The following is a 26,285-nucleotide window of genomic DNA, read 5'->3' as shown; positions in this document are numbered from 1 at the left end:
CTCAAACCGTCACGACGACCCGCTCCGAAGCAAAGCAGCCAATCTGGCAGGAAATCACATTGCCATCGGCATCGATGTCTTCGCCGGCATAGGCAAGCACTGGCGCGAGGCGCGATTGCTGCAGCAGACGGGCTTCCGCTTCAGTCGGCATGCGCGCGGTGATGTCGGTGGAGCGTCGCCAATAGTCGGCCACGCCATAATCCTTCAGCGCCGCCGTGAATGAGCCCATTACGGTGAATTTCTCTGCCAAACCGGGGAAGCGCTTGGCCGAGCAGCTGCGCATCACGACCGAGACGGGAAGCGCATCGGCATAGGCTACCAGGCACATTTCCAGCACCGCCTCGCCCGGCTGAAGATTGAGCCGCGTGGCGATATCGGCAATTGCCGGAACTTCCCTGGCCGAGACAACCTTGCGCGTGAGGTTCGCATCCGTCGCGGTCAGATCCTTGGTGAACCGTACCTTGTCGCCCAACTGGAAACGAACGGGCATATCGGCACGGACATAGGCGCCGCTGCCGCGCGCCACGCGCAACAAGCCCTCCCCTTCCAGCTCTGCGATCGCGCGCCGCATCGTCACCCGGGAGACACCGAATTGTTCGGACAAAGCGCGCTCGCCCGGCAGCCGGCTGCCGGGCGCATGCGTGCCCGCATCGATGGCATTTCTCAGCTTCGCGGCAACGGCCGCCCAGCCTCCCGCGGCCCTTACGCCTTTGTCCTGTCGATTTTTCTCTTCCATCACCAATCTATTGCCTTGAAATTGGTATATACCAATTTATAAAGATCCAGCTCGTTTATGGAAGGGTTCGGCATGGGCGACAAGCGGATATATGTCACGTCAGTTAGCAGCAGCGGTGTTCACGAGTTCAGCAAGCAGACCAAGGATCATATTCAATTGTTGGCCGGACTTGGCGTGGAAGGCGATGCGCATATGGGGGTGACGGTGAAACACCGCTCTCGCGTCGCGGTCGATCCAACCCAGCCGAATCTGCGCCAGATACACCTCATCCAGGAAGAACTGTTCGACGAGCTCACCGGAAAGGGTTTCTCCGTTTCGCCGGGCGACATGGGCGAGAATATTGCCACCCGAGGGATCGATCTGCTTTCTCTGCCGCAAGGCACGCGCCTGCATATCGGCGCTGAAGCGATCGTCGAGGTGACGGGCTTGCGCAATCCCTGCAAGCAGATCGACAATTTTCAGAAAGGCCTGCTGCATGCGGTGCTCGACAAGGATGCCGATGGTGGGCTGATCCGCAAGGCGGGCATCATGGGCATCGTCGTGCAGGGCGGCCGTGTGCAGCGCGATGACGAGATCCGTATCGAGTTGCCGCCGCTGCCGCATGTGAAGCTTGAGCGGGTTTGATAACAAATCGAGCTGATGCTCCGCACAGCGAGAAGTCGGTTCTGAGTGCGCCGAGCCTATGATACCCCCCTCTGTCACTTACGTGACATCTCCCCCACAAGGGGGGAGATTGTTGGGAGTATGTCGCACCGCTTTGCCAAATCATCGTGCTTTGGTTTCTGCGGGCGGGAGGTTCGTTTGCGGCGACAAAGTGCTACGGGCCGCCAATCTCCCCCCTTGTGGGGGAGATGTCCCGATAGGGACAGAGGGGGGTGCGCACTCTCCGCAACAACCGCGGCAAGCGTCATCCCCCAACTATATCAATCGAAATCCTCATTGCCCGAATTGCCGCCACCATTGCGGTTGCCGGAGATGATCTCGCGTTTGCCGACATGGTTGGCGGGGCCGACGAGACCGTCCTTTTCCATGCGCTCGACCAGCGATGCCGCGCGGTTGTAGCCGATGCCGAGGCGGCGCTGGATGTAAGAGGTCGAGCACTTCTTGTCGCGCATGACCACCTTGATCGCCTGCTCGTAGAGATCGTCGCCGTCTTCCGAGGCAATCGCGCCCTTGTCGAAGACGGCTGTGTCTTCTTCCTCGTCTTCCTCATCCTCGTCGGCGGTCACCGTGTCGAGATATTCCGGACGGCCCTGCAGCTTCAGATGTGCCACGACCTTCTCGACTTCCTCGTCGGAGACGAAGGGACCGTGGACGCGGGAGATGCGGCCGCCGCCTGCCATGTGCAGCATGTCGCCCTGGCCGAGGAGCTGTTCCGCCCCCTGCTCACCGAGAATGGTGCGGCTGTCGATTTTCGACGTCACCTGGAAGGAGATACGCGTCGGGAAGTTCGCCTTGATCGTGCCGGTGATGACGTCGACGGACGGACGCTGCGTCGCCATGATCAGATGGATACCTGCGGCACGCGCCATCTGCGCCAGGCGCTGGATCGCACCTTCGATCTCCTTGCCGGCAACCATCATCAGATCGGCCATTTCGTCGACGATGACCACGATATAGGGCATCGGCGTCAGGTCCATTTCCTGTTGCTCTTCGATCGGGGCACCAGTGCCCTTGTCGAAGCCAGTCTGAACCATGACGTGGATCGTCTCGCCCTTTTCCTTGGCGGAGGCAACGCGGCTGTTGTAGCCGTCGATGTTGCGCACGCCGAGGCGCGACATCTTCTTGTAGCGATCCTCCATTTCGCGCACGGCCCATTTCAGCGCCATGACGGCTTTCTTGGGATCGGTCACGACCGGGGTCAGCAGGTGCGGAATGCCGTCATAGACGGAGAGTTCCAGCATCTTCGGATCGACCATAATCAGGCGGCACTGTTCCGGGGTCATGCGATAGAGCAGCGACAGGATCATGGTGTTGATGGCGACGGACTTGCCCGAGCCGGTGGTGCCGGCCACGAGCAGATGCGGCATCTTCGCGAGTTCTGCGATAACAGGCTCGCCGCCGATCGTCTTGCCGAGGCCGAGCGCCAGCTTGTAGCCGCTCTTCTCGAAATCGGGCGAATCGATCATCTCGCGGAAATAAACCGTCTCGCGGTTGACGTTCGGCAGTTCGATGCCAATGACGTTGCGGCCCGGAACGACAGCAACGCGAGCCGAGAGGGCCGACATCGAACGGGCGATATCGTCCGCAAGGTTGATGACGCGCGAGGATTTGACGCCGGGCGCCGGCTCGAATTCATAAAGGGTGACGACCGGGCCTGGACGAACATGGATGATCTCGCCCTTGACGCCGAAATCCTCCAGCACGCTTTCCAGCAGGCCGGCATTCTGCTCAAGCGTTTCCTGCGTCATGATCACACCGGAACGAGCAACAGGCTCCTGCAGCAATTCACGCGGCGGCAGCTCGTATTCTCCATCGGCGGTGCGGGCAATCGGGCGCCATTCGGGCGGCGTCAGGGAGACGGGACGGCGCGGCGAGATCGGCGAAGGCGGCGCGTCGATCAAACGCTGAGCAGCGGCCTCGACGGCGGGAATGGTGGATATAGCCTTGGCAACTGGTTCAGCAGCAGCCGGAGCGGCGACCTTCGCCGGCATCGGTGCCACGACCATGACGGGAGCGGGGCGCGTTTCGACGGCCGGAGCGCTTTCAGCACCATAAACGGCGGTGACGAAGGCAGGCGGAACGAATGTCTCGGCTGAGGCCTCAACGACAGGCTGCGGCTCCGGCTGCGGCGCTTCCTCAGAAGCTGCCACAACTTCGATGACCGGAGCCAGAATGGCAGCCTCCAGCGCTGCGAGCTCGTCCATGGCAGGGTTGCTCAGATCTGCCGCCGGCTGGCTGGAAATGGTTTCGACTGGTGCTGGGACCTCTACTGACGGAGGCTGCACGGCAACGGGCTGCGGCTCGATGGCCGCTGCCGGGCGGCGGCACTCGACGACGCGGAACTTTGCGATGATCGATTCGGCATCGACTTCCGGCCTGGACGGCGCGGGCTGCTTCGGCTCACCCCTGAGGGCAGAAACGAACTCGCCGTCGAACGGCATCGCGTCCCAGAAAGCGAAATCGGAAAGATGGGCAAGACGCGACTCGACCACAGGCGCGGCTACGGACTCGGGAACACTTGACTGTACAGGGGAAGCATCCAGCGCGATCGCGGGAGCTTTCGAGAATGCGGTAGCGATAACGGTCATCTCCAATGCGTCCGGCTCGGTTGCCGGGGAATTCTGAATTACTGTCGGAATATAGCCTTCCACCACCAGCGGCATGTCTTCGAGCGGTGGCAGATGGAACTCGTCCTGCCGCACGGGCGGGACGACAATGGCTGCAGCAGGTGCTTCGGCCACAACAGGCGGCTCCATCACCCGCATCGCGGCATGCGCGGAAGCTTGCGGCCGGATCTCGGGCTTCGGCTCGGCAGGCGGACGGCGGCTGATGATTTCGTTTTCACGCGTGCGGGTAAAGCGCACGTTCGGCCCCATCAGGAAGGCATTCTGCCAACCTGGAGACGCGAGATCTTCCGCAGAGATCCCCTGCGGCAGAACCGGCATTTCCTGTTCGCTCGTAACCGCAGCGGCTTGCAACGCCTCTACAACGGGCGGTGGCGCAGCGGCGGTGCGCTTCCTCACCTCGTCGGCAAGGCGCTTTTCCTCGGCTTGGCGCTGCTCTTCCGCCTTGCGCTTGGCTTCGCGGGCATTGCGAATCTTCTCTTCCAGAAACGCGCGGCGAGCAGCGATCTGCTCGGCCCGGCGGGCCTCTTCGGCCGCCTGCTCCGGGTCGAGATCCCCCTCCGGCTGGACGCCTTGCGAGGCATTGGAAAGTGTCGTTCGGGAAAGACGCATGAGACCTGCAACCCAGTCATTGATATTGCCGTTGGCTTCTCAAATCGAATAGGGCAAGGATGGTTAATAAGTTCCTTCCTGCCGTTGTGGAAAGCTGCCATTCCACACCCGAAAAACACGTCCGAATATGCTCAGAAACCCTGCGAAAACAAGGGTATGGCAAGCCCCTGCCGCGCGGAAGCGCAACGGGGAGACAGGTTAGATTTTTTGCGGGAACCTTTTACCGCGACGAGGACAGCTGCGCGATGGAAAGCAGCGTATCGGCGCTGATGCCGGAGCTCGACGACGAGCCCGTGAGAATCGATAGCGCCGGCGATGTCGAGGAGGTCGTATTGTTCTCCATGTCATACATCGCGGAGAATCGCTGTAGCAGCTGATTGACCTTATCCGGGTCCTGCAGATCGCTCACATTGACGAACTTGCTCAGCATGCTGGCCTGGGTATCGACATCCATATTGGAGATCGAGCTTGGCAGGTTGTAGGTGGTGGTGATGACCTCATAAAGCGCCGAATCGCCCATGATGTCATAGATCGAGTTGATATCGGGCGCCTTGCGCTGGAAGTAGAGCGCCAGTCGCACGCCGGGATTGGTCTCGCCTTGCTGATCTTCCAACGTTTGATGCAGAAAGAGATCATTGGTCGCCGCAAGGGCGCCCTGGTTTTGCGCGGTGCCGAGCTTGCTGTCGGTCAGGTTGCCGTCGGTGCCGAAATTGAACGCCTCGACGATGCTCTTGAACTTGGCGCCATCGGTCGTGTTGATGAAGCTCTTCGAATCGGACGGATCGGAGGCGAAAGCCTTCTTCAGCGTCGCCGTATCGACCGTCTTCGGATCGATGCCATTGGCCGTCAGGATGAAATTCGTAAGCTTGCTGTCGGCCAGGAGATCCGTGACGCTGGTCACCTTGACGATATTGGTGGCGAAATAGGTGCCTGCGGTCTTGGCATCGCTGGTGGCTTTGGTCAGTTCGGCGCCCGACAGCCCCGCCGTGGTGCGGCTGGAATATTCCGAGATATAGCTGTTGATTTGCGTTTGCGACAAAGACTGCACCGGAGGCTTCAGATTGCCTTTACTGTCGAAATTGAAGGCCTTGGCAAGCGCGGTAAAACGAGAGTCCTTGAGCGAGTTGACATAGCTCTTCGGATCGTAAGGATCGCTTTCGAGAATCTTCGTCAGCTGAGACTTCGTGACTTCGTTCTCGCCGATGCCATAGGCACGCAGCGCCATCTGATAGAGTTCCGGCGCACTGTCGTTGGAGGTATCACTGTCGGACGTATTGCTCGCAAAGAAATCCTTGATGGTCTTCACGTCAGCGATGCGGTTCTTGTAGTTGTTGACCGCATCCGTGGTCAGGGTCGATTGCGACGACTGGTAGTTGTTCATATAGGCCTTTGAGGCCGCGTCGATCTCAGACTGGGACTGCGCCGTCTGACCGGAAGCAAGCGTCCCGTCCGACTGGAAATTGAATTGGGAGACGACGTCGGTCAAACCGAAGATGGCGGCGGTCGTCGAATCGCCGAAGGCGTTCTTGAAGACGACGGCTGGCGTCGTCGGATCGATGCCGTAAGCCGTCTTGATGTAATCGAAAAGGCGCGTGTCCGATGTCAGCTGGTCGACCGACGTGATGGAGCCGATATGATTCTTGTAATAGAGATCGTTGTCGGCTGCGCCGACGCTCGTCGTGAACGAAGGCACGGTGGAATTGTAGGCGCTCATCACATCGGCCTGCTGACTGAGCGTCTGCGGCCCTCCGGGATAGTTCGCGGTATAGCCTCCCGTGGTGGCGCTTATCTGGTCAGATGTCTGTGCTTGTGAACCGGATGCGACGGTGCCGTCGCTCTGGAAGTTGAATTCCGCCATGACGGCGGTCAGCCCGTTCGAACTTGCGGTGCTGGCATCCTTGGCCGAAGCATTGAACTGATCCGCCGTAATATAGGATGGGATATTGAATGCCGTCTTGACGTATTGGAACAGCTGCGGATTGGACGTCAGCTGATCGACCGAGGTGACGCTGCCGATATTGGCCTCGTAATAGGCCGTGTCGCCGTCCGGCGTCGATGTCTTGACCGTGCCATCGGCATTGAAATTGAATTCCGCCACCAGAGCCTTGTCTGCGGTACCGCCATTCTGGTTGACGTAGCTGTTCGGATCGCTGAGATCGCTCGTCAGCATCTGCTTCAGAGCCGAATTCGACACATAGGTCGGGTCGATACCGTACGCCTGCAGCACATAATTACGCAGGCGGGTATTACCGAGGAGATCATCGACCGTCTTAACCGAGCTGATATTCTGGCTGTAATAGGTCGTTTCGGTCGCCGCCGACGTCTCCTCATTCGTAAAGGACTGTTGGTAAAGCCCGATGAGGTCGTCTTCCTGCGTGCTGGTTTGTGCCGTATTCGTCGTACCCGTCGCGCTCGTGCCGAAATTGAACGCCGCAGCGAATTCTTTGTAGCGCGGATCGGTGAGCTTATTGGCGAAACTGCTGGAGTCGCTGAGGTCGCTGGTCAGGACCTGTTTCATAAAGGCCTTGGCATAAGTCATGTCGGAAAGCCCGTAGGCTTCCATTGCGTAACTGTATAATTGATAGTCATTCAGGAAGCTGTCGACGTCAGTTACTTTGCCGATATTGGCGTTGTAATAGTCGATCAAACGCTTGTTTTGCGACTGCTGCGCCACCTGGTTGAGTGAGGTCGCCATATCTCTGGTTGCGATCGTATAACCAAGATAAGTGGAAATCATCAGCAGAATCCCAATAGATCTCTAATAAAGGGGGCGAATCTGGCTGACATTATTTCATACAAACCTTACCTGAGACTTACACGCGCTCACCTTATGCGTGCACTATACTGACGCACCACCCTGCCCTGTGTTCACCTTATGGAAACCCTGATGCATTCGAGTTTGCTAACCATTTGAGGACGCAAAGTTTTCTTAACCTCGATTTTTAAGCTGTCTGGAAGGGACGGCGCCTAATCTGCCCAACAACGAGAGGACAAAAGTTCTCCGAGAGAAGACCGGAACAACCGGCTCTCAGGTAAAGCAAGGGTAGAAAAATCGATGACTAATACCGTCCTGAAGCCCGACTGGGCTGGAACCACACTGCGGCTTGATCCGGCGCGCTTCCCGCAACAGGTCAGCTACGCCATGCGAGGTGCCGAAGGTGATGTCACCATTACGATCGACGAGCGCGGCGCAGTGCTGCGCAAGATCCTGCCGTCCAGCGGCCTGCCGCTGTCCGTTGCCTTGCCCAAGCGTGCATTCCAGGGTGTAGCCGCCCGCGCCATAGATCACGGCGACGGCGAAGTCACCGTCACGCTGGAACTACATCACTCCGATCCGGACCTCTGCATCCCCCTTCTCGTGGCCCACGATTTGAGCGACATCGCCGCCGACTGGCGCTCCTGGTCGGAAGCCTTCCGTATTCCGATGCTGATGATCGAAGCCGACGGCGTGGCCCGTCCGCTGGAAGAACATCTCGGCGGTGTCCGCTCGCAGGACAGCCAGCCGCGTCGCCGCCATTCCTACTTCGCAAATCGCCGCCCACGCTTCCTCGTGCGCCGCACGACCGGCAAGCTCGGCATCAAGATGAAAATTCAGGGTCGCGAGATCATCGCCAGACATTAAGCCGATAAGGCTTGAAATCGAATATCGCCAGAAACCGGCCGCGGGAAAACCGATTCCGCGGCCGAAATCTTATGGTATCAGCGAGCGCTCCATGATGATCGTTCGTTCATCGCCATGGAAACTCTCGCCGACAGCATGGAAGCCGAGCTTTTCGTAAAAGCCCTGCGTAGTGATCGACGAGGGGACGGACAGGGTGGTATTGCCACCTGCCCTCGCCGCCCGTTCGATTGCCGCCATCAGGTAGGCGCCAATGCCACGTCGCTGCGCGGAGGGAGAGACGAACACCGTGCGCACGACGGCGCGGTCAAGGCTCGCGGTGCCGACAATGCTTCCATCTTCGACCGCCACGAAGACCGTTCTGCTGCTCATGAGCCTGCGCACGCCAGCGGGACTAAAGCTTTCGGCAACGCGCGCGATGATATCGGGAGAATAGTCCTGTGCGTTGCTCTCGTGAAGTGCGGTCAGGATTACGCCGCTGATCGCCTCGGTGTCCGCCTCTGAGGCCAGACGGATTTCGCATGCCATGACGCCCTCCTCTGGAACCTGATGCGGCGCATCCCTTCCTTCAGGGAGCAAGAAACAGGAACGACAGGAAAAGACCGGCGAAGATGATCAGCCCGACCCGATTGTTTGATTTGAAGAGGGCCAGGCATTGTGCGCCGTCGTTGATATCGAGCACGGCGATCTGATAGGCGAACATGCCGCCGGCGACGGCCAGGCCGAGATAGGCCAGCCAGCTTGTACCTGCAAGCGCAAAGGATAGCAGCATCAGAAGCAGCGTCGCCCCATAGAGCCCGACCAGCCAGAGGCGCGTCTGATCGCCGAAAAGCCGGGCGGTCGAGCGCACACCAATCAGCTCATCATCCTCTTTGTCCTGATGCGCGTAGATCGTATCGTAACCGATGGTCCAGAGGATGGCGGCGAGATAGAGCACGATCGGGGCAAGCGACAGGCTGCTGAAGAGGCCGGCCCAGCCCATCAGGGCGCCCCAGGAAAAGGCAAGGCCAAGGAAGAATTGCGGCCAGTCGGTAAAGCGCTTTGCAAAGGGATAGAGCGCAACGATGCCGAGCGACAGGACACCGAGCACGACGGCAAACCAATTGAACTGCAGGAGCACCAGCAAGCCGACGAGAGCCTGCAATGCGATGAACACTTTGGCCTGAAGGCGCGTTACGCGGCCCGAGGGCAGCGGGCGCGAGCGGGTGCGCGCCACCGACATGTCGATCTCGTGGTCGACCAGATCGTTGTAGGTACAGCCGGCACCGCGCATCGCGACGGCGCCGATGAAATAGAGGGAGAGATGGTAGATCACCACGAAGCCGGGGGAGCCATGTCCCAGGGCGACGGAGGCATTGGCCGCAAGCGCGACGGACCAGAAACATGGCCACATCAGGAGCTGCCAGCCGATCGGCCTGTCCCAGCGTGCAAGCTGGGCGTATGGCCAAAGCGTCGGGGGCAGAACGCGGTAGACCCAGTTGCCGGATGGCGCGTCAGCGACGCGCCCGTTGATGTCGCCTGTGTTTTGCATAGGCGAGTAGTAGTGATATCCGGCACCCGAGGTCAAGCGGCGAGGCCATAACGAGACATGACCTCGTCCGTTGCTCAGTTCATCGTGAAATTGAACTTGTAGCTGGCGGAAACCCCGATCAGCAGCTGGTTACGGTCGCCACGCTCGCGCACGAGGCTGCTGTCGGCAGCCGGGCCGGTGAGCCGGGTATATTCGAGGAAGGTGCTGGTGGTCCAGTTCTGCGAGGCCTTCCAGGTCAGTGCGCCGCCGAAACCGACCGATTTGACGCCGCCGCCGGGCTTGTAGCCGCTGAGGCCGGAGGCAGCCGATTCGCGCGCATTGACGCCATAATAGGTGTCGAAATAGTCGCTGCTGGCGAGCGTCATGCGTGGACCGGCCGAAGCGCGAAGCTCCGGTGTGATGTCGGTAAAGGCATCCACCGCGGCATCGGCGACGACGCCGCTATGGGCGCGAATGCCCTGGCGAACTTCGACGCGGGCGCGCAGCCAATCCGTGGGATAGGCCTCGGCAAAGCCGCCAGCTTCCACACCCCACTTGACCTTCTTCAATCCCCTCAGCTCGTGCCCATCGCTGCTGTCGCGGCTCGGTACGAACTTGCCGACGATGCCGACGCGGAATGCATCGCTTTCGATCAGGGCGAAGGAGGGATTGTCGTTGCGCGAGGAAAAGCGAGGGCCAGGACCCTGCCGGCCGATGGATACCAACGGCGACCATTGCAGCTTGTTGTGCTTGCCGCCTTCGAATTTCGGTGCAGAGAAACCGGCCGCACCGACGCTTAGGTACCAGTCACCCGACCACAAATGCTGGCCGTCGCCCGCCTCAGCAGCGCCGGCGTAGGCGATAGCGGAGAGGCCGCCAATGAAAAGGAACCTTAACTTTGCAAACACAACGAAACTCCATGATACGCAATACAAAGGGCCTGAGGACCCGAGAGTTGCCTCAAATTATGCGGATCGCGTTACCGCTCCCTTAACCACAAGACGCCGAATCCAGTCAGAACATCAAATTCAGGTTGCTCTAACCGGATGCCATTCGACATGCGCAGGCCTATCGTGCTGATTTAATTTCTGTATAGATACTCAATCGTGGGTAATGGTCGCAATTGCCAAGTGCCTGCCATCTCATAGCCCCCAATTTCAAAAGATGAGAAACGAATGAAGAACATATCCCTGATCTCCTTAGGTCTGATCCTGACTGCCGGCGTGGCGCTTTCCGGCTGCGTCGGCACTCCGATCGGCGGGGCGAAACAAAGTCATTTTTCGGGAAGCGTCGCCCCCGGCAAGAAGACGAAGATTACGAGTACTTCGCTCGTGAAACAGGACTGCACCTTTGCGGGATTTCCCTATACGGGCGTCATCAAGCAGCCTGCCCACGGCAAGGTTGACGTCGAGCATGGCCCGGTCGCGGCAAAGTTCCCGAAAGACAGCAATGCCTATCTGTGCTCGGGCAAGACGGTCCAGGGGAACATTGTCTACTACACGCCGAATCCCGGTTTCTCGGGCACCGACCAATTCACCCTGCGCCTTGCGGGACTGAATACGGATGGTACGGTGCAAGACGGCACCTTCACCGTCCATGTCGGCAAGTAGCAACTTTGATGACGTGCAGGCATGAATAGAAAAGGCCGAACCGTGGCTTTCCGCGGTCCGGCCCCGTCAAACGGCGCGATGACGGAGGCTCAGAACGTCACCTTCTCCAAAGGTGCGCGCCCCGCCTCGAATTCCTTCAGCTTCGCCTCGCGTTCCGCGATGTAATTGCGGTTGTCGGGGACGGCGAACTGGTTCTTGGTGATCTGGAGCTGCATGATGAAGAGCTCATCCCAGCGGAAGCCCATTTCGGAGCCGGCCAGATAGAACTCCCACATGCGGAAGAACTTCTCGTCGTAAAGCGCGACGGCATCGGCCTTGCGCGCCACGAAGCGGTTGCGCCAGTGCCTTAGCGTATAGGCATAGTGCATCGGCAGGGTCTCGACATCCCGCGTGAGCAAGCCGGCCTTTTCCAGCGGCGGCGTGGTCTCGCCGATCGACGGAATGTAGCCGCCGGGGAAAATATACTTTTCGATGAAGGCGTTGGTGGCAAAGCTCGACTTCGGGCGGGCAATGGAGTGCAGCAGCATGACGCCGTTATCATCAAGCAGCTCCGAAACCTTGCGGAAGAACTTGCCGTAATCGCCGATGCCGACATGCTCGAACATGCCAACCGAGACGATACGGTCGAATTTCTTGCCGGACATGTAGCGATAGTCCTGCAGTTCGAAGCGGACGCGATCGGAGAGGCCACGCTTGGCCGCCCGCTCACGCGATACCTTGAGCTGCTCTTCGCTGAGCGTGATACCGGTCACGTCGAGGCCGGGATAGGCCTCGGCGAGATACATGGCCATACCGCCCCAGCCGGAGCCGATTTCCAATACCTTCTGGCCGGGCTCGACCAGCAGTTTGGCAGCGATGTGCCGTTTCTTGGCGACCTGCGCTTCATCCAGGCTGATGCCAGGCGGATTGAAATAGGCGCAGGAATATTGCCAGTCCTCATCGAGGAAGAGGTCGAAGAGCTTCGCTGAGAGATCGTAGTGATGCGCAACATTGTGCTTGTTGCGATTGATCGGCGAGCGGCTCTTGATCTGCTGCCAGGCGATACGACCGATCAGCAGCGCCGCCATGCGGAAGTCGAAGACCTCATTGGTGGTATTCTGCTTCACCAGCGACAGGAATTCGTAAATGTCGCCCTGCTCCAGGATGAAGCGGCCTTCCATATACATTTCGCCGAGCTTGAGCGTCGGATCGCGCGCGACGGCATCTTCAGCCTGCTGATCGGCAAACCGGACGGCTACCGTCTCTCCGGTTCCGTCGCCGACCACATGGGTCTCGCCGGATGCGAGCGTAAGCCTGAGTGAACCTTTACGGATGATTTTCTGGACGAGAGGAAAAAGGGTCGACGCCATGGACGCCTCGAATGTTATGACATGACATTAAGGCAACTTTAACGCCTCACAGCGTTGTGGCAAGCGCACCTTTCCACAGTCATTGGCACTCTGGCAACAACGCTGCCAGAGTGTGACATTCTTGCACGAAGTTCCGCTAAGTCCTTATTTTCGTTTGAGTGCATCGGCCAAGGCGGCGCCAAAACTACCCTGCTGCTCGGCCTTGGGACGGGTATTTCCCTTAACGCCAGCGTTGCGCGCACCACCCTGTTCGCGTGTATCCCGCCCGGACGGGGCCGCCACAGTGCTGCCATTTTTGCGCATGGAGAGGCCGATTCGCTTACGCTTTGCGTCGACTTCCACGACCCTGACCTTGACGACGTCGCCGGCCTTCACGACCTCATGCGGGTCCTTGATGAAACGGTCCGCCAGCTGCGAGACATGCACCAAACCGTCCTGGTGGACGCCTATGTCGACGAAGGCGCCAAAGGCAGCGACATTGGTCACGGTTCCTTCCAGCAGCATTCCCGGCTTGAGGTCGCTGATCTCGTTGACGCCCTCCGCAAAGGTTGCGGTCTTGAAGCTCGGACGCGGGTCTCGGCCCGGCTTTTCCAGCTCGGCGATGATGTCACGCACGGTCGGCAGGCCGAATTTGTCGTCGATGAATTGCCGGGGGTCGATAGCCTTCAGCGTTGCCGTATCGCCCATCAGCGTGCGGAGATCACGGCCGCAGGCAGCGACGATCTTCTTGGCCACACCATAGGCCTCCGGGTGCACCGAGGAAGCGTCGAGCGGCTCCTTACCATTCGGGATGCGCAGGAAGCCGGCGCATTGCTCAAAGGTGCGCTGGCCGAGACGGGCGACCTTCAGGAGATCACGCCGTGTCTCGAATGCGCCTTCGACATCGCGATGCTTAACGATGGCGTCGGCGATCGATGGCCCGAGGCCGGAGACACGGGAAAGCAGCGGCGCCGAGGCCGTGTTCAGGTCGACACCAACGGCATTCACCGCATCTTCGACCACGGCATCCAGCGAACGCGACAGCTTCTGCTGGTCGACATCGTGCTGGTACTGGCCGACGCCGATCGACTTCGGTTCGATCTTCACCAACTCGGCCAGCGGATCCTGCAGGCGGCGGGCGATGGAGACGGCGCCGCGCAGCGAGACGTCGAGACCGGGGAATTCAAGCGCAGCCGTTTCCGAGGCAGAGTAAACCGATGCGCCGGCTTCGGAGACGATGACCTTGGTCGGCTTCGGCGCCGGCAGTTCGGCCAGCATGTCGGCCACCAGCTTTTCGGTTTCGCGGCTGCCGGTGCCGTTGCCGATCGCGATCAGTTCGACCTTGTGCTTGCGGATGAGCGAGGCAAGTGCGGCCTGTGTGCCGCGCACGTCGTTCTTCGGCGGAAAGGGATAGACCGTCGTCGTCTCTAGCAGCTTGCCCGTACCGTCCACCACGGCGACCTTGACGCCGGTGCGGATGCCGGGATCGAGGCCCATGGTGGCGCGGGAACCCGCCGGCGCTGCCAGTAGCAGATCCTTCAAATTGCGGGCGAAGACGTGGATCGCTTCTTCTTCGGCACGTTCGCGCAGTTCGCGCATCAGGTCGAGCGACAGCGACATCGAAAGTTTGACGCGCCAGGTCCAGCTTGCGACTTCCGTCAGCCAGCGGTCGCCGGGCAGGCTGGCGCCGATATCATAGGCCGCAGTTATCATGCGCTCGACCGGCTTGTTGGGCGAGACGGCATCCGTATCAACCTCAATGGTCAGCGTCAGCACCTCTTCGTTCCAGCCGCGCAGCATGGCGAGCGCCCGATGACCGGGCGCTGTCGCCCAACGCTCCTGATGGGCGAAATAGTCGGAGAACTTGGCGCCTGCCTCCTGCTTGCCGTCGACGACAGCGGCCTTCAGCGTGGCATGGGTCTTCATATAATTGCGCAGCTTACCGAGCAGATCGGCATTTTCAGCAATGCCTTCGGCGATGATATCGCGCGCGCCTTCCAGCGCCGTCTTCACGTCAGGCACATCGGCCGTGATAAAGCCCTCGGCCAGCACCGTGGGATCCTTGGAGCGATCACCGAGGATCGTGTCGGCCAAGGGGCCGAGGCCGCGCTCCCTGGCAATCTCGGCGCGCGTGCGGCGCTTCGGCTTGTAGGGCAGATAGAGGTCTTCCAGCTCGGACTTGGTGGCGACGGTGCCGATCTTGGCCATCAACTCGTCGGTCATCTTGCCCTGGCTGGTGATGGATTCAATGATGGCCGCACGGCGAGCCTCGAGTTCACGCAGATAGACGAGACGTTCCGAGAGCGTGCGAAGCTGGGTATCGTCGAGGCCACCGGTTACTTCCTTGCGGTAGCGCGCGATGAAGGGCACGGTCGCGCCTTCGTCCAGGAGTTCGATGGCGGCCTTGGCTTGATCCGGGCGGGCATTGATCTCGGCGGCGATGGTTGCGGCAAGGGAACGGATATCAGCGGCCATGTGTCTCTCTGAACTGAACGAGCGTGATGGGACCATAAGCATGATCCCGCGGACATAAGAAGCGGTTTTCGCCACGCAACACGCTAATCCCGGCGCGGAGATGGCGTGGAGGGCGAAAGCCGTTTCCGCTTTAGCGGGATAAAAAGGCATGGCAATGTTGCCGGCCCTGCCTCCACAGGATTTGCCGCTTGACCTTTGGCTCAACCCCGCTTAACCGCGCAAAAGGACGCAACGAAAGGGCAAGCCATGAGAGTTCTGTTGATCGGATCGGGCGGACGCGAGCACGCACTGGCCTGGAAACTGGCGCAATCGCCCCTGATGACGGAATTCTACGCCGCACCCGGCAATCCCGGCATTGCCGAGCACGCGACGCTTGCGGCGCTCGACATCGACAATCATGACGCCGTTGTCGCCTTCTGCAAGGACAAGGCCATCGACTTCGTCGTGGTCGGCCCGGAAGCGCCTCTGGTCGCCGGCATTGCCGATGCGCTGCGCGCCGCCGGCATAGCCGTCTTCGGCCCTTCCGCGGCGGCAGCCCAGCTCGAAGGGTCCAAGGGTTTCACGAAGGATATCTGCGCCCGCTACGATATTCCCACAGGGGCCTATCAGCGCTTCAACAATGCACCGAAGGCGAAAGCCTATGTCCGCGCGCAAGGGGCGCCGATCGTGGTGAAGGCGGACGGTCTTGCGGCGGGCAAGGGCGTCACTGTCGCCATGACCATCGACGAGGCGCTTGCTGCGATCGACGATTGCTTCGAGGGCGCTTTCGGCGAGGCCGGGGCGGAAGTGGTGATCGAGGCCTATCTCGACGGCGAGGAGGCAAGCTTCTTCTGCCTTTGCGACGGCAAGCATGCGCTGGCGCTTGCGACCGCCCAAGACCACAAGCGCGTCGGCGATGGCGATACCGGCCCGAACACTGGCGGCATGGGCGCGTACTCCCCTGCTCCCGTGATGACGCCAGACATGGTCGAGCGCACCATGAAGGAAATCATCGAGCCGACGATGCGCGGCATGGCGGAAAGCGGCCATCCCTTCAGCGGCGTCTTCTTCGCCGGGCTGATGATCACCGCCAAGGGGCCAGAACTGATCGAATACAATGTCCGCTTCGGCGATCCCGAATGCCAGGTGCTGATGATACGGCTGAAGAGCGATCTGCTGCCGCTGCTTTATGCCTGCGCCAACGGCACCCTGGATCAGATGACGGCCGAATGGAGCGACGACCCGGCGCTGACCGTCGTCATGGCCTCGAAGGGCTATCCCGGTTCCTATGCCAAGAACACGCCGATCACAGCGCTGCCCGCGGATGGTGAAAACGAGAAGGTGTTCCATGCCGGCACAGCCCTGAAGGACGGGGCGCTGGTTGCAACCGGTGGTCGGGTGCTGAATATTACCGCAACGGGCAAGACAGTGGGCGAAGCAAAGGAACGCGCCTATGCCCTGGCCAGCAAGGTGAAATGGGATAACGGCTTCTATCGCAATGATATCGGCTGGCGTGCAGTGGAGCGCGAAAAGTAAACATCCCTGCGGCTCTGCAATTGCAAGTCCATTAAATTTTTACCTAATCTCCTGACGGGATGGAAATAAAGCGACAATAATGTCTTCGTCACTATAGAGCCATTGCGCTTTTCTTCGAAACGCGAAAATGCTCTATCCCTTTGTTTTTACGCAATTCCGGACGGAAAACCGCTGCGCACTTTTCCTGGAATTGCTCAAGGCGGAGTTCTTGGTTATGCGTTCCTTTTTTCTGACCTTGGCGTGCGTACTAGCCGGCGGCTCCGCCATGGCTTCGTCGATTCAGCCGATCAACGGCACGATGATCGGCGGCAAAGGCAGCATTATCGACAAGAGCTGTGCCGAATGCCCTCCGCTGAAGCCGCCGGTCACGGAAAAGGAATATACCGTGCCGGCGCTGGAGCCTGGCACCCAATCCGTGGTCGTGCGCAATATCGATGGTCAGAAAAGGGTCGTCCGCACCGAAGCGTGGATGGGCGGCTCGCCTGTTAACTTCGTCAGCAAACCGACGCCAGAAGCGCTTGCTGCGGCCGGTGAACCTGCCGATGGGATCGACATGACCGCTCAGACGGCGGCTTTGCCCAACTCCTCCGTAGCTCGCGAACCTGCGCCGCTCGATATCTCCGGCTTCCAGCTTCGCCAGTAATCTTCACAAGGCGTTCCCGCGTTTGGGCGCTTGCGAAATGCCGACTATATTCATACTTCGAAATATATCATTTTCATATTCGGCAGAATTAAATAATCCTTCACAAAACCTAAGTTTCACTTGTGTGATCTTCAAATATAATTACGTATTACTTACAATGATTGCGCATATCTGCGGTTTAATTCGAAATTAAATACAACCAAACCCAGCAATTAAAGCTTTTTTAGACATAAACAGCGATTTTACTGTCACCGGACAGCAGCATGTCATTTAAGCGGCGGCAAGCGTATTGGGATTCTCTCAGGCGATCGCACAGGCGGTAGGAAACCGCACCGGTATTCACCCCTGTGGGAGGCACCATGAAGAATCTCAAGATATCGCATCAATTGTTTGCCCTGCTTGGCGTCCTGATGGCCGCCTTCGCGGTGGCCACTTATTTCCAGATCCGGTCCCAGGCCGATTCCATTTACGACGACCGCTTCGACATGCTGCGCACGCAGGTCGAATCCGGCATCTCGGTTTTGAACCAGTATTATCAGCGCGAAAAATCCGGCGAGATGACCCATGAGGCGGCCCAGGCCGAAGCCTTCAAGGTTCTCTCGCATGTGACCTTCGCGCCGGCAGGCTATCTCTTCGGTTTCGATTACAATGTGATCCAGCGCATTCATCCGAGCCCCGTCAATATCGGCAAGGACATGTCCGGCCAAGTCGACAAGAATGGCACCCATTTCAGCAAGGAAATGGTCGAGAAGGGCATCAAGGGCGGCGGCCGCACCATCTATTACTGGAACAAGCCGGGTCACTCCGACAGCGAGTTCTTCCTGAAGGGCAGCTATTCGGCAGCTTTCGCTCCCTGGCAGATCGTGCTCGGCTGCGGTGTCTACATGGATGACCTCGAGGCACAGATCAATGCCACGATGTGGCGTGCTCTCATGATCTGCGGCATCGTCTTCCTGATCGGTATCGGTGCCGCCTTCTACTTCATCCGCGGCATCACGAAGCCGCTGACCGACGTCCACGCAGCCCTGAAGGCCGTCGCGGACGAAGACGTGAAGACCGCCATCCCGCATACCGAGATGCGCAATGAAATCGGCCTGATGGCGAAGGCGACCCAGGCGCTGCAGGAAAAGGTTCGCGAACGTCATGCGCTTGCCGACCGTCAGGCGGCACAGGAGCTGGAAATCAGCAACGAACGCGAACAGAACCTGCGCCAGCAGCAGGACGAGGCCCGCGAACAGGCTCGCGTCGTTGCGGTCATCGGCAAGTCGCTCGAAGAGCTTGCTCGCGGCGATCTGACGGTGCGCTGCGGCGATCTCGGCGCCAGCTATGCCGGCCTTCGCAACAACTTCAATGAGGCACTGTCGCACCTCGAAGCCGCGATGGGACGCGTCAATGCCAAAGGCAACGACATCGGCCTCAGCAAGGAAGAAATCCGTCGCGCCTCCAACGAGCTGTCGCAGCGCACCGAGCGACAGGCCGCAAGCCTGGAAGAAACCTCGGCAGCGCTCGACGAACTCACTGTCGCCGTCCGTCAGACCGCGGAAGGCGCCGATGAGGCCAGCAAGCGCGTCCATGCCGTCAGCGCCGAAGCATCGCGCAGCGATGCTGTGGTTGCTCAGGCGATCGAAGCGATGAGCGGCATCGAGAAATCTTCGGCCGAAATCGGCAAGATCATCGGCGTCATCGACGAGATCGCCTTCCAGACCAACCTGTTGGCGCTCAACGCCGGTGTGGAAGCGGCTCGTGCCGGCGAATCCGGCAAGGGCTTTGCGGTCGTCGCCCAGGAAGTGCGTGAACTCGCCCAGCGCTCCGCCGCAGCCGCGAAGGAGATCAAGGACCAGATCGCCCGCTCTTCCGGTCAGGTCGATCAGGGCGTTCGCCTTGTCGGTGAGGCAGGCGAAGCGCTGAAACGCATCTCCGGTCAGATCAAGGCAGCCAATGAGATCGTCTCGAAGATCGCCCACAGCGCCTCCGAGCAGGATACGACGCTGCGCTCGATCTCGTCCTCGATGAACCAGCTCGATGCCGCCACGCAGCAGAACGCCGCCATGGCTGAGGAAACCACCGCATCGGCCGAGACGCTCGCCGCCGACACGGAAGATCTTCTTGCCCTCATCCGCGGCTTCCGTGTCAACGAAGGCCGCGCAACCATGGATCATCGCCGCGCCGCCTGATCAGTACAGCTGCAAAAATGGGAAACCGCCGGCCTCGCATCCGGCGGTTTTCTTTTGAGCAAAGCTTTTGCTGCGTCAGTCTGCGACCTTCAACCGCTCGACCAACCTGTCGATCTCGCGATCGGAATAGACCTCGATGCCGGCCTGCTTGAGCAGCGCCGCCGTGACGCCGCGGCCGTTCTGCTTGCCGCCGGAAAATGTACCGTCATAGATGAAGCCCGAGCCGCAGGACGGGCTGCCGTCGATCAGCAGAGCGTAGCGACAGCCGGTTTCCGTTGCGAGCGCCAGCGCATTTTCCGCCGCCTGACGGAATTTCGCCGTGACATCGCCGCCGGTGATTTCCATTACCCGTGCGGTGCCGGCAAGCACATCCTCGCCCGTGGCACCGCCTGCGATTTCGGCGGGAGGTCTTGGAACGGCCATGCCGGCGGACATTTCCGGGCAGATCGTCACAAGCCGCCCCTCCTCGCGCCAGCGATCGATTGCCGGATGGACAAGCGGCTTGGAACGGCCGTCATAGCGGACGGCATGGCCCATGAGGCAGGCGCTGACGAGGATCTTTCCGGTCATCGCGCCCCCATGTCTTATCCCGCGATCTTCGAGAAGTCGGCGACGGTGCCGGTTGCTTCGCGAATCAGGCGCAGCAGCGCCAGCCTGTTAGCGCGAATGGCGGCGTCTTCATCGTTGACGAGCACGTCCTCGAAGAAGCGATCGACTGGCGCGCGCAGCTTGGAAAGAGCTGCCATGGCCGAGCGAAAATCTTCCTTGGCGATCGCAGCGGAAGCCTCGGAGGAGGCGGCCTTCACGGCAGCAAAGAGATCCTTTTCGGCATCGAGCTTCAGCAAGGCTTCCGAAACGCCATCGGCAACGACGGTGCCCTTCTTCTCCTCAGCGGCGAGAAGCTGCGTGGCGCGCTTGGTGCCGGCGAGCAGGTTCTTGCCATCCTCGGAGGTGATGAAAGCGGTCAGCGCCTCGACGCGGCGGGCGATCATCAGCAGATCGTCGGCCTCCGGCGTCAGCACGGCGTCGATGAGATCATGGCGAGCACCGAGATCGCGCAGATAAACCTTCAGGCGGTCATGGAAGAAGGCAAGCAGATCGGCATCCCTGGTGGTCGCCAGCAGCGGCAGGCGCACGCCGCGCTCCAATAGGATACGGACGACACCGAGGGCTGCGCGGCGCAGTGCATAAGGGTCCTTCGAGCCCGTGGGCTTTTCATCGATCGCCCAGAAGCCGACGAGCGTATCCAGCTTGTCGGCAAGCGCAACCGTGATCGCAACCTTGTCCTCGGGGACACGGTCGGACGGACCTTGCGGCTTGTAGTGGTCTTCGATAGCCGTTGCCACAGAAGCGCTCTCGCCCTGTAGCGATGCGTATTTGCGGCCCATGACGCCTTGCAGCTCGGGGAATTCGCCGACGGCTTCGGTGCGCAGATCGGCCTTGGCGAGCACGACGGCGCGGTCGACCAGAGCGGCATCGGCGCCGGTGATCTTGGCGAGGTCAGCGGCCAGCGCGCGGATGCGGGCGACGCGCTCGCCCTGGCTGCCAAGCTTGGCATGGAAGGTGACGTTCAGGGCATCGAGCTTGGCCATGCGCTGATCGAGTGGCTTCTTCAGATCGAGACCGAACTTTTTGGCGGAGGCTTCCAGCGTCTCAAGATCGGGCAGATCGCCCTGGTCGCGCTTCCAGAAGTGCAGCGCGTCGGACAGACGAGCGCGCACGACCTTGCCGTTGCCGTGGACGATTTCCTTGCCGCCATCCGTTGCCTGGATATTGGCGACGAGAATGAAGCGGTTGGACAGCGTCTCGCCGGCCGGTGGCCGCGTGACGAAACACTTCTGATTGGTCTTGATGGTCAGGCGGATGATTTCCGACGGAATCGAGAGATAATCCTCCTCGAAGGAGCCCATCAGCACCTGCGGCCATTCGACGAGGCCGGAAACCTCCTCCAGCAGGCCTTCGTCCTCAACCAGTTCGAGGCCATTGGCAAAGGCGACATCGCGGGCATCATGCAGGATAATGTCCTTGCGGCGCTCAGCATCGAGAACGACATAAGCCTTTTCCAGGCTCGCGACATAATCATCGAAGCGCTTGACCGTGATCGGGCCTGGCGCATGGAAGCGATGGCCATAGGTCACATTCGAGGCGACGATGCCGTCGATCTCGAAGGGGATGACGACGGTTTCCTCATGCTCGGTGCCGTAGACGCAGACGATCGATTGCAGCGGGCGCACCCAGCGCAGCGAGCCGGGCTTTACTGATGCCTTACCCCAGCGCATCGATTTCGGCCAAGGGAAGTTGCGGATGATATCGGGCATCACGGAAGCGACAATCTCTTCCGCGGCGCGGCCGGGCTTGGAAATCACCGCAACGTAGAAATCGCCCTTCTTCGGGTCGCTTTGCACCTGCGCCTCGGCAATGGAGGACAGGCCGGCGCCGCGCAGGAAGCCTTCGATCGCCTTTTCATTGGCATCGGTGCGCGGACCCTTGCGCTCCTCGCGCACGTCGGCGGAGCGCGCCGTCAGCCCGCGAATGTCGAGCGTGAGGCGCCGCGGCGTCCAATATTCCCTGGCGCCCTCATAGGACAGACCAGCCTCGACCAGCGCATCGGTCACCAGCTTCTTCAGGTCGCCGGCAGCCTTGCGCTGCATACGGGCGGGAATTTCCTCGGAGCGGAGTTCGAGAAGGAGATCGGGCATGGGAGCTGTCTTTACGTTGAGGCAGAAATGATCCGGGCGGACTTAGCAAGCCCGGCGGCAAAAGTCACCAAGGCAAACGGCGAATTTACCACCCTCCTCCGCCTCCACCGCCTCCTCCACCACCGGAAGATCCACCATCGCCGCCTCCACCGCCGAAAGCGGAGGATGAATTCGATGCCGGTGCAGGAATCGTCGAGGCTATGGTCGACGCCATGGAAGAGGAAAAGTCGCCGATCGTGCCGCCGATATTACCAGGGCGGAAATCGCCGGAATACCAGACCGGTGCGTAGGCTGCCGCGGCTGCACCTGCGGCGGTCGCAAGCCAGGTCTCGAAAGCGCTCGACCAGGGCTTTTCGACACCGAGCGCGACCGCATAGGGCAGCAGTTTTTCGAAATGCTGCGGCGACATCTGCGGCGCGCCCTGCATGTTCATCCGGTCTCGTTCGGCGAGCGTCAGATATTGCCGGAGGCCGGCGATGCCATCCATCATCTTGCGTCCAAGCGGTGTCGGCGCGCCCATCAGGAAATAGAAGACGACGTTGAGCGCAAAAATGCCGACGATGCCCGCCACTAGCGGCAGCAAGCCCGCTTCCCACAGCGGCACGACCGCGGCGGCAAAGCCGTTGACCGCGACGGATACCAATACGAAGCCGAAGAAGGCGCAGATCAGAACGGAAAGAATTCGCTGGCCGAGACTGGCGTTGGGACGCCGGAATCTTCGACCGATGATATTGGTAAAGATGGTCACGAAAATCGACAGGACACCGGGCATGACGATCAGCGGCACCGCATTTTCATGCAACCGCCCGAAGATGATGATGGATGCCAGGATCAAAACCGAGAGAGCAACACCGACCACGACATAGAGCGAGTTGGCCTTGTAATACTCGCCGCGATGATCGCGCTCGATCGCGCTGCGAAACTTCGCACCCAAACCCTGCACCGCCTCGCCGTTTTCCTTGTCTATGACGAGCGGAGAAAATGGTCCGACGGCCTGCATCAGCACCTTGTCGCCGCCGCTGAGATCGCCGCCGGCCTTGCCGGTCGGGCGGACAACGACCTTTTCCTTCAGATCATCGAGAATGACATAGCCGCGCACGGCAAGGTCGATTGCCGTCGCAGAGAATGCCGTCCAGCCGGAACTGGCGAAGCCCCTGTTATCGATATAGTTCACGAGCGCTGGCGAAATGCCGTCAGGCGGATCCCAGCGCGGGACCATGACACCTGCAGGTGGATCTCGGCCGACCGCGATCCAGCTTCGCATGTAATAGGCAAACAGCAGGATCAACCCGCCGATGGCTATGATCGTATCGAGATGATCCCGAAGGAACCAGCCCCATTGCTGGCTGTCGCTCGGCGGCGCAATCGCTCCTTTGGCCAGCTTGATGGCGATCGTCAGGCCCTCGGCGGTGGCGAGCGGCCTGGTTGTCGCGAAGGTAACAATATTGCCCTGTTGGCTCGCACTTGCGTTCTTGCCCGTAGCGCCGAGCGGCCCCGTAAAGAAGGCAAGCTGCTGCGGCTGCACGCCGTCGGGCAAGGTGACGATTGCCTTCGCGTTGATGATCGGGAACAGCCAGCCGTTGCCCGTCACGTTCCAGTAAAGCTGGTCGTGATCACCGAAATAGCGCATCTGCCTGTTGGTGTCATACGTCAGGCGAAATGTATGCGGGCCTGGGTTCAGGATACGATCGGCCTTGCCGATATAGATGCGTTCGCCGCCGCTGATACGCTCGCTGCGCCAATCCTCCGGCTGGCCGTCACGCTCGACGGAGACCACCTTGAAATCCACCTCGATTTCGCGGCCGTTGGCATCTGTCATCGTCAGCGGGAAATCCCGGAAGATGCCGCGGCGGATATCACGCCCCTCTGCATTTACGGAGATCGTCTCGACAACGCGCATGGAGCCGTCACGATGCAGCGCGATTGCCTGATCGAAATTGGTGATGAGCTCGGCTGCCGTCACCGCCGTCGCACAGAGCAGCAGGCACAGGGCCAGAAAGAATCCGCAAAGCCGTGTCATCACTCCCCCAAAGGATGGCCGCGGCGCCGCTGCTACCGGCACCGCTTTGCGTCATGATTATTCCGCGCTCAGCCTCCCTTGAGATGGCGGAGCGTCAGTCTTCGTAGGTGACCCCCAGCGAAGCCAGCACGTTCCAATAGGACGGGAAGGTCTTGGCGACACAATCGGGGTCGAGAATGGTGATGCCGCCGATCTTCAGGCCGGCAAGCGCGAAGCTCATGGCAATGCGATGATCGGCGAAACTGTCGATCTCCGCCGGCAGCACTTTGCCCGCCAGGCTTGGGTCGGATGCCACGATCAGATCGTCGCCCTCTTCGGTGCCGAGGTTCGGAACGATGCGCGACAGGCCGCTCGACAATGCGCGGATGCGATCGCATTCCTTGACGCGCAGGTTTTCAATGCCGACGAAGCGCACCGGCGTTTCATTGAAGGCAGCGAGAACGGCAAGCGTCGGGATGGCATCCTGCATCTGCGAGCCGTCGATGACGGCCGGAAGATGCGGAAACTTCGAGATCAGGTCATACGCCTTCGCATCCGGCTGCGAGAACTGTTCCGCCGGCGTGCCGAGATCGATCTTGCCGCCGCTGAGAACTTCGGCCGCCCAGAGATAGGTTGCGGCGGACGCATCCGGCTCGATCAGGAAATCGGCCGCATGATAGCCTGTCGGCTCGACGCGCCAAGCGACCGGGCTCACGCGCTCCACCTTGGCGCCGAAAGCGCGCATGGCCGCAACCGTGAGATCGATATAGCCGAGGGCACCGATATGTTCGCCGAGCAGCTCGACATCGACGGCGCGGTCGCCGCCGGCGGCCATCATCAGAAGCGCAGAGACATACTGGCTGGACAGGCCGCCATCGATCTGCACACGGCTTGCTTCGAAGCGGCCGGTGCCGTTGATGGTGACAGGCGGGCAGCCGGTTTCCGTGGAGGCATCGATGCCGAGCGAGCGCAGCGCGTCGACGAGCGGGCCGATCGGCCGCTTGCGCATGTGAGCGTCGCCGTCGACGACGACCTTGCCCTCGACCAGCGCGGCAGCGGCCGTCAGGAAGCGCGTCGCGGTGCCGGCATTGCCGAGAAAGAGAGGGGCAGCAGGCGCCTTCAGCTTGCCGCTACCGGTCACGATGAAGGTCGTGTCGTCGGGCTCGTCGATGACAACGTCCATGGCGCGCAACGCTTCGGCCATATAGCGGGTATCGTCGCTCTTTAGCGCGCCGGTCAGCCGGCTCGTGCCCTTGGCAAGGCCAGCCAGCAGCAGTGCGCGATTGGTAATCGACTTCGATCCGGGCGGCATGGCGCGTCCGGTCAAAGGCTTGCCCGGCGGGATAATCGTGAGTTTGGCTCTACCCATCATCATTCTCTTTGGTCAGTCAGGAAGCCGGCCGATGGCCGGCGGTCGGCATCCTTTACCGCCTCGCATGAAAAACCGATAGCGGGAATCTCAGAACTTTACCGTAGGAACGGCGCGGTCGGCTTCGTTGGTGATCTCGAAATAGGCCTTCTTGGTAAATCCGAAGGGGCCGGCGATGAGATTGTTTGGGAAGGTCTCGACCTTGACGTTCAGATCGCGCGCAGCGCCATTGTAATAGCGGCGGGACATCTGGATCTCGCCTTCCACGCCCTCGAGTGAGCGCTGCAGTTCCAGGAAGTTGGTATTGGCCTTGAGATCGGGATAGGCTTCGGCGAGCGCGATCACCCGGCCAAGCGCCTGCGACAACAAACCTTCCACTTGACCACGTGCCGCGACATCCCCTGCTGGCACCGCCTGCGCCTTGTTCCGCAGTTCAACAACCTCTTCCAAGGTTTGGCGCTCATGCCCGGCATAGCCTTTGACCGTCTCGACCAGATTGGGGATGAGATCGGCGCGGCGCTTCAACTGCACATCGATGCCGGACCATGCCTCTTCCGCGACCTGGCGTGCGCGGACGAGCCCGTTGTAGATGAAGACGACATAGAGTGCGGCCAACACTATGATCGCGAGAAGAACAAGCATCTGAAATCCCCCGTGGCGACTGCAACCCAAGGGACACTAGGCAGATTTCACGCCAATGTCACCCGGC

The 26,285-nt window shown here is 60.4% G+C and carries 19 protein-coding genes; 6 read left to right on the top strand and 13 right to left on the bottom strand.

Annotated features, from left to right (window positions below; translation table 11 throughout):
* Position 1 precedes the first annotated feature (1 nt).
* Positions 2-736, bottom strand: coding sequence for a phosphonate metabolism transcriptional regulator PhnF (gene phnF, locus AC13QY_RS21910; RefSeq protein ID WP_113353878.1), 735 nt, complete (start codon positions 734-736; stop codon positions 2-4).
* 72 nt (positions 737-808) lie between these two features.
* Between phnF and AC13QY_RS21905 the strand changes: the two genes are divergently transcribed.
* Positions 809-1,360 carry an MOSC domain-containing protein gene (locus AC13QY_RS21905; protein ID WP_113353877.1) on the top strand — a complete coding sequence of 184 codons (552 nt, stop codon included), beginning with the start codon at positions 809-811 and terminating at the stop codon, positions 1,358-1,360.
* A 299-nt stretch (positions 1,361-1,659) separates the two neighbouring features.
* Here the strand turns inward: AC13QY_RS21905 and AC13QY_RS21900 are convergent, their stop codons facing one another.
* Positions 1,660-4,344: a DNA translocase FtsK gene (locus tag AC13QY_RS21900; RefSeq protein WP_442967289.1), complete on the bottom strand. Its 2,685-nt coding sequence runs from the start codon at positions 4,342-4,344 to the stop codon at positions 1,660-1,662.
* A 511-nt stretch (positions 4,345-4,855) separates the two neighbouring features.
* Positions 4,856-7,372, bottom strand: coding sequence for a DUF1217 domain-containing protein (locus AC13QY_RS21895; protein ID WP_152095496.1), 2,517 nt, complete (start codon positions 7,370-7,372; stop codon positions 4,856-4,858).
* A 318-nt stretch (positions 7,373-7,690) separates the two neighbouring features.
* Here AC13QY_RS21895 and AC13QY_RS21890 point away from each other — a divergent pair, with 318 nt between their 5' ends.
* On the top strand, positions 7,691-8,257 hold the full coding sequence (locus AC13QY_RS21890; RefSeq protein ID WP_069613709.1) for a DUF6101 family protein: 567 nt from the start codon (positions 7,691-7,693) through the stop codon (positions 8,255-8,257).
* 69 nt (positions 8,258-8,326) lie between these two features.
* On the opposite strand, the gene AC13QY_RS21885 is transcribed toward AC13QY_RS21890, so the two are convergent.
* The 3 genes from AC13QY_RS21885 to AC13QY_RS21875 form a co-directional block, all read right to left on the bottom strand.
* Entirely contained in the window at positions 8,327-8,782 is a 456-nt protein-coding gene (locus AC13QY_RS21885; RefSeq protein WP_488493925.1) for a GNAT family N-acetyltransferase, read from the bottom strand.
* A gap of 40 nt (positions 8,783-8,822) precedes the next feature.
* On the bottom strand, positions 8,823-9,785 hold the full coding sequence (ubiA, locus tag AC13QY_RS21880; RefSeq protein WP_152095498.1) for a 4-hydroxybenzoate octaprenyltransferase: 963 nt from the start codon (positions 9,783-9,785) through the stop codon (positions 8,823-8,825).
* A 74-nt stretch (positions 9,786-9,859) separates the two neighbouring features.
* Positions 9,860-10,645 (bottom strand): MipA/OmpV family protein, encoded by a 786-nt coding sequence (locus AC13QY_RS21875; protein ID WP_371864869.1) that lies wholly within the window; start codon positions 10,643-10,645, stop codon positions 9,860-9,862.
* A gap of 294 nt (positions 10,646-10,939) precedes the next feature.
* Here AC13QY_RS21875 and AC13QY_RS21870 point away from each other — a divergent pair, with 294 nt between their 5' ends.
* Positions 10,940-11,374: a hypothetical protein gene (locus tag AC13QY_RS21870; protein ID WP_152095499.1), complete on the top strand. Its 435-nt coding sequence runs from the start codon at positions 10,940-10,942 to the stop codon at positions 11,372-11,374.
* A gap of 89 nt (positions 11,375-11,463) precedes the next feature.
* Here AC13QY_RS21870 and AC13QY_RS21865 read toward each other — a convergent pair whose 3' ends face one another.
* Positions 11,464-12,723 (bottom strand): cyclopropane fatty acid synthase, encoded by a 1,260-nt coding sequence (locus AC13QY_RS21865; protein WP_488493924.1) that lies wholly within the window; start codon positions 12,721-12,723, stop codon positions 11,464-11,466.
* Between the two features lie 144 nt (positions 12,724-12,867).
* Positions 12,868-15,177 (bottom strand): Tex family protein, encoded by a 2,310-nt coding sequence (locus AC13QY_RS21860; RefSeq protein WP_269244416.1) that lies wholly within the window; start codon positions 15,175-15,177, stop codon positions 12,868-12,870.
* A 246-nt stretch (positions 15,178-15,423) separates the two neighbouring features.
* Between AC13QY_RS21860 and purD the strand changes: the two genes are divergently transcribed.
* From purD to AC13QY_RS21845, 3 genes are all read left to right on the top strand, one after another.
* Positions 15,424-16,692: a phosphoribosylamine--glycine ligase gene (purD, locus tag AC13QY_RS21855; RefSeq protein ID WP_269244417.1), complete on the top strand. Its 1,269-nt coding sequence runs from the start codon at positions 15,424-15,426 to the stop codon at positions 16,690-16,692.
* 214 nt (positions 16,693-16,906) lie between these two features.
* Positions 16,907-17,335, top strand: a complete 429-nt coding sequence (locus AC13QY_RS21850) for a plant virulence effector HPE1-like domain-containing protein (RefSeq protein WP_488493923.1) — start codon at positions 16,907-16,909, stop codon at positions 17,333-17,335.
* Between the two features lie 359 nt (positions 17,336-17,694).
* Positions 17,695-19,509 (top strand): methyl-accepting chemotaxis protein, encoded by a 1,815-nt coding sequence (locus AC13QY_RS21845; RefSeq protein ID WP_145322679.1) that lies wholly within the window; start codon positions 17,695-17,697, stop codon positions 19,507-19,509.
* A 75-nt stretch (positions 19,510-19,584) separates the two neighbouring features.
* Here AC13QY_RS21845 and AC13QY_RS21840 read toward each other — a convergent pair whose 3' ends face one another.
* From AC13QY_RS21840 to AC13QY_RS21820, 5 genes are all read right to left on the bottom strand, one after another.
* A complete protein-coding gene (locus AC13QY_RS21840; protein ID WP_113330466.1) occupies positions 19,585-20,079 on the bottom strand; it encodes a 2-thiouracil desulfurase family protein in 495 nt (164 codons plus the stop codon).
* Positions 20,080-20,093: 14 nt separating this feature from the next.
* Positions 20,094-22,208, bottom strand: a complete 2,115-nt coding sequence (glyS, locus tag AC13QY_RS21835) for a glycine--tRNA ligase subunit beta (RefSeq protein WP_488493922.1) — start codon at positions 22,206-22,208, stop codon at positions 20,094-20,096.
* Between the two features lie 85 nt (positions 22,209-22,293).
* Positions 22,294-24,228, bottom strand: a complete 1,935-nt coding sequence (locus AC13QY_RS21830) for a DUF2207 domain-containing protein (RefSeq protein ID WP_145322673.1) — start codon at positions 24,226-24,228, stop codon at positions 22,294-22,296.
* A gap of 94 nt (positions 24,229-24,322) precedes the next feature.
* Positions 24,323-25,579: a 3-phosphoshikimate 1-carboxyvinyltransferase gene (locus AC13QY_RS21825; RefSeq protein WP_488493941.1), complete on the bottom strand. Its 1,257-nt coding sequence runs from the start codon at positions 25,577-25,579 to the stop codon at positions 24,323-24,325.
* Between the two features lie 87 nt (positions 25,580-25,666).
* Positions 25,667-26,218 carry a LemA family protein gene (locus AC13QY_RS21820; protein WP_113330989.1) on the bottom strand — a complete coding sequence of 184 codons (552 nt, stop codon included), beginning with the start codon at positions 26,216-26,218 and terminating at the stop codon, positions 25,667-25,669.
* Between the last annotated feature and the right edge of the window lie 67 nt (positions 26,219-26,285).

Source organism: Martinezella sp. CNPSo 3795 (genome assembly GCF_057784475.1).
The sequence above is the reverse complement of the archived record's forward strand: the minus strand, read 5'-3'. Positions and strand labels throughout refer to the sequence as shown.

What these genes read in the sequence shown, in the direction of transcription:
- AC13QY_RS21895 (WP_152095496.1), bottom strand. Translation starts at nt 7,372, where the DNA reads ATGATTTCCACTTATCTTGGTTATACGATCGCAACCAGAGATATGGCG.
- AC13QY_RS21840 (WP_113330466.1), bottom strand. Translation starts at nt 20,079, where the DNA reads ATGACCGGAAAGATCCTCGTCAGCGCCTGCCTCATGGGCCATGCCGTC.
- AC13QY_RS21860 (WP_269244416.1), bottom strand. Translation starts at nt 15,177, where the DNA reads ATGGCCGCTGATATCCGTTCCCTTGCCGCAACCATCGCCGCCGAGATC.
- purD (WP_269244417.1), top strand. Translation starts at nt 15,424, where the DNA reads ATGAGAGTTCTGTTGATCGGATCGGGCGGACGCGAGCACGCACTGGCC.
- glyS (WP_488493922.1), bottom strand. Translation starts at nt 22,208, where the DNA reads ATGCCCGATCTCCTTCTCGAACTCCGCTCCGAGGAAATTCCCGCCCGT.
- AC13QY_RS21845 (WP_145322679.1), top strand. Translation starts at nt 17,695, where the DNA reads ATGAAGAATCTCAAGATATCGCATCAATTGTTTGCCCTGCTTGGCGTC.
- ubiA (WP_152095498.1), bottom strand. Translation starts at nt 9,785, where the DNA reads ATGCAAAACACAGGCGACATCAACGGGCGCGTCGCTGACGCGCCATCC.
- AC13QY_RS21905 (WP_113353877.1), top strand. Translation starts at nt 809, where the DNA reads ATGGGCGACAAGCGGATATATGTCACGTCAGTTAGCAGCAGCGGTGTT.
- phnF (WP_113353878.1), bottom strand. Translation starts at nt 736, where the DNA reads ATGGAAGAGAAAAATCGACAGGACAAAGGCGTAAGGGCCGCGGGAGGC.
- AC13QY_RS21830 (WP_145322673.1), bottom strand. Translation starts at nt 24,228, where the DNA reads ATGACACGGCTTTGCGGATTCTTTCTGGCCCTGTGCCTGCTGCTCTGT.
- AC13QY_RS21825 (WP_488493941.1), bottom strand. Translation starts at nt 25,579, where the DNA reads ATGATGGGTAGAGCCAAACTCACGATTATCCCGCCGGGCAAGCCTTTG.
- AC13QY_RS21890 (WP_069613709.1), top strand. Translation starts at nt 7,691, where the DNA reads ATGACTAATACCGTCCTGAAGCCCGACTGGGCTGGAACCACACTGCGG.
- AC13QY_RS21900 (WP_442967289.1), bottom strand. Translation starts at nt 4,344, where the DNA reads ATGCCGGTTCTGCCGCAGGGGATCTCTGCGGAAGATCTCGCGTCTCCA.
- AC13QY_RS21850 (WP_488493923.1), top strand. Translation starts at nt 16,907, where the DNA reads ATGCGTTCCTTTTTTCTGACCTTGGCGTGCGTACTAGCCGGCGGCTCC.
- AC13QY_RS21820 (WP_113330989.1), bottom strand. Translation starts at nt 26,218, where the DNA reads ATGCTTGTTCTTCTCGCGATCATAGTGTTGGCCGCACTCTATGTCGTC.
- AC13QY_RS21865 (WP_488493924.1), bottom strand. Translation starts at nt 12,723, where the DNA reads ATGGCGTCGACCCTTTTTCCTCTCGTCCAGAAAATCATCCGTAAAGGT.
- AC13QY_RS21870 (WP_152095499.1), top strand. Translation starts at nt 10,940, where the DNA reads ATGAAGAACATATCCCTGATCTCCTTAGGTCTGATCCTGACTGCCGGC.
- AC13QY_RS21885 (WP_488493925.1), bottom strand. Translation starts at nt 8,782, where the DNA reads ATGGCATGCGAAATCCGTCTGGCCTCAGAGGCGGACACCGAGGCGATC.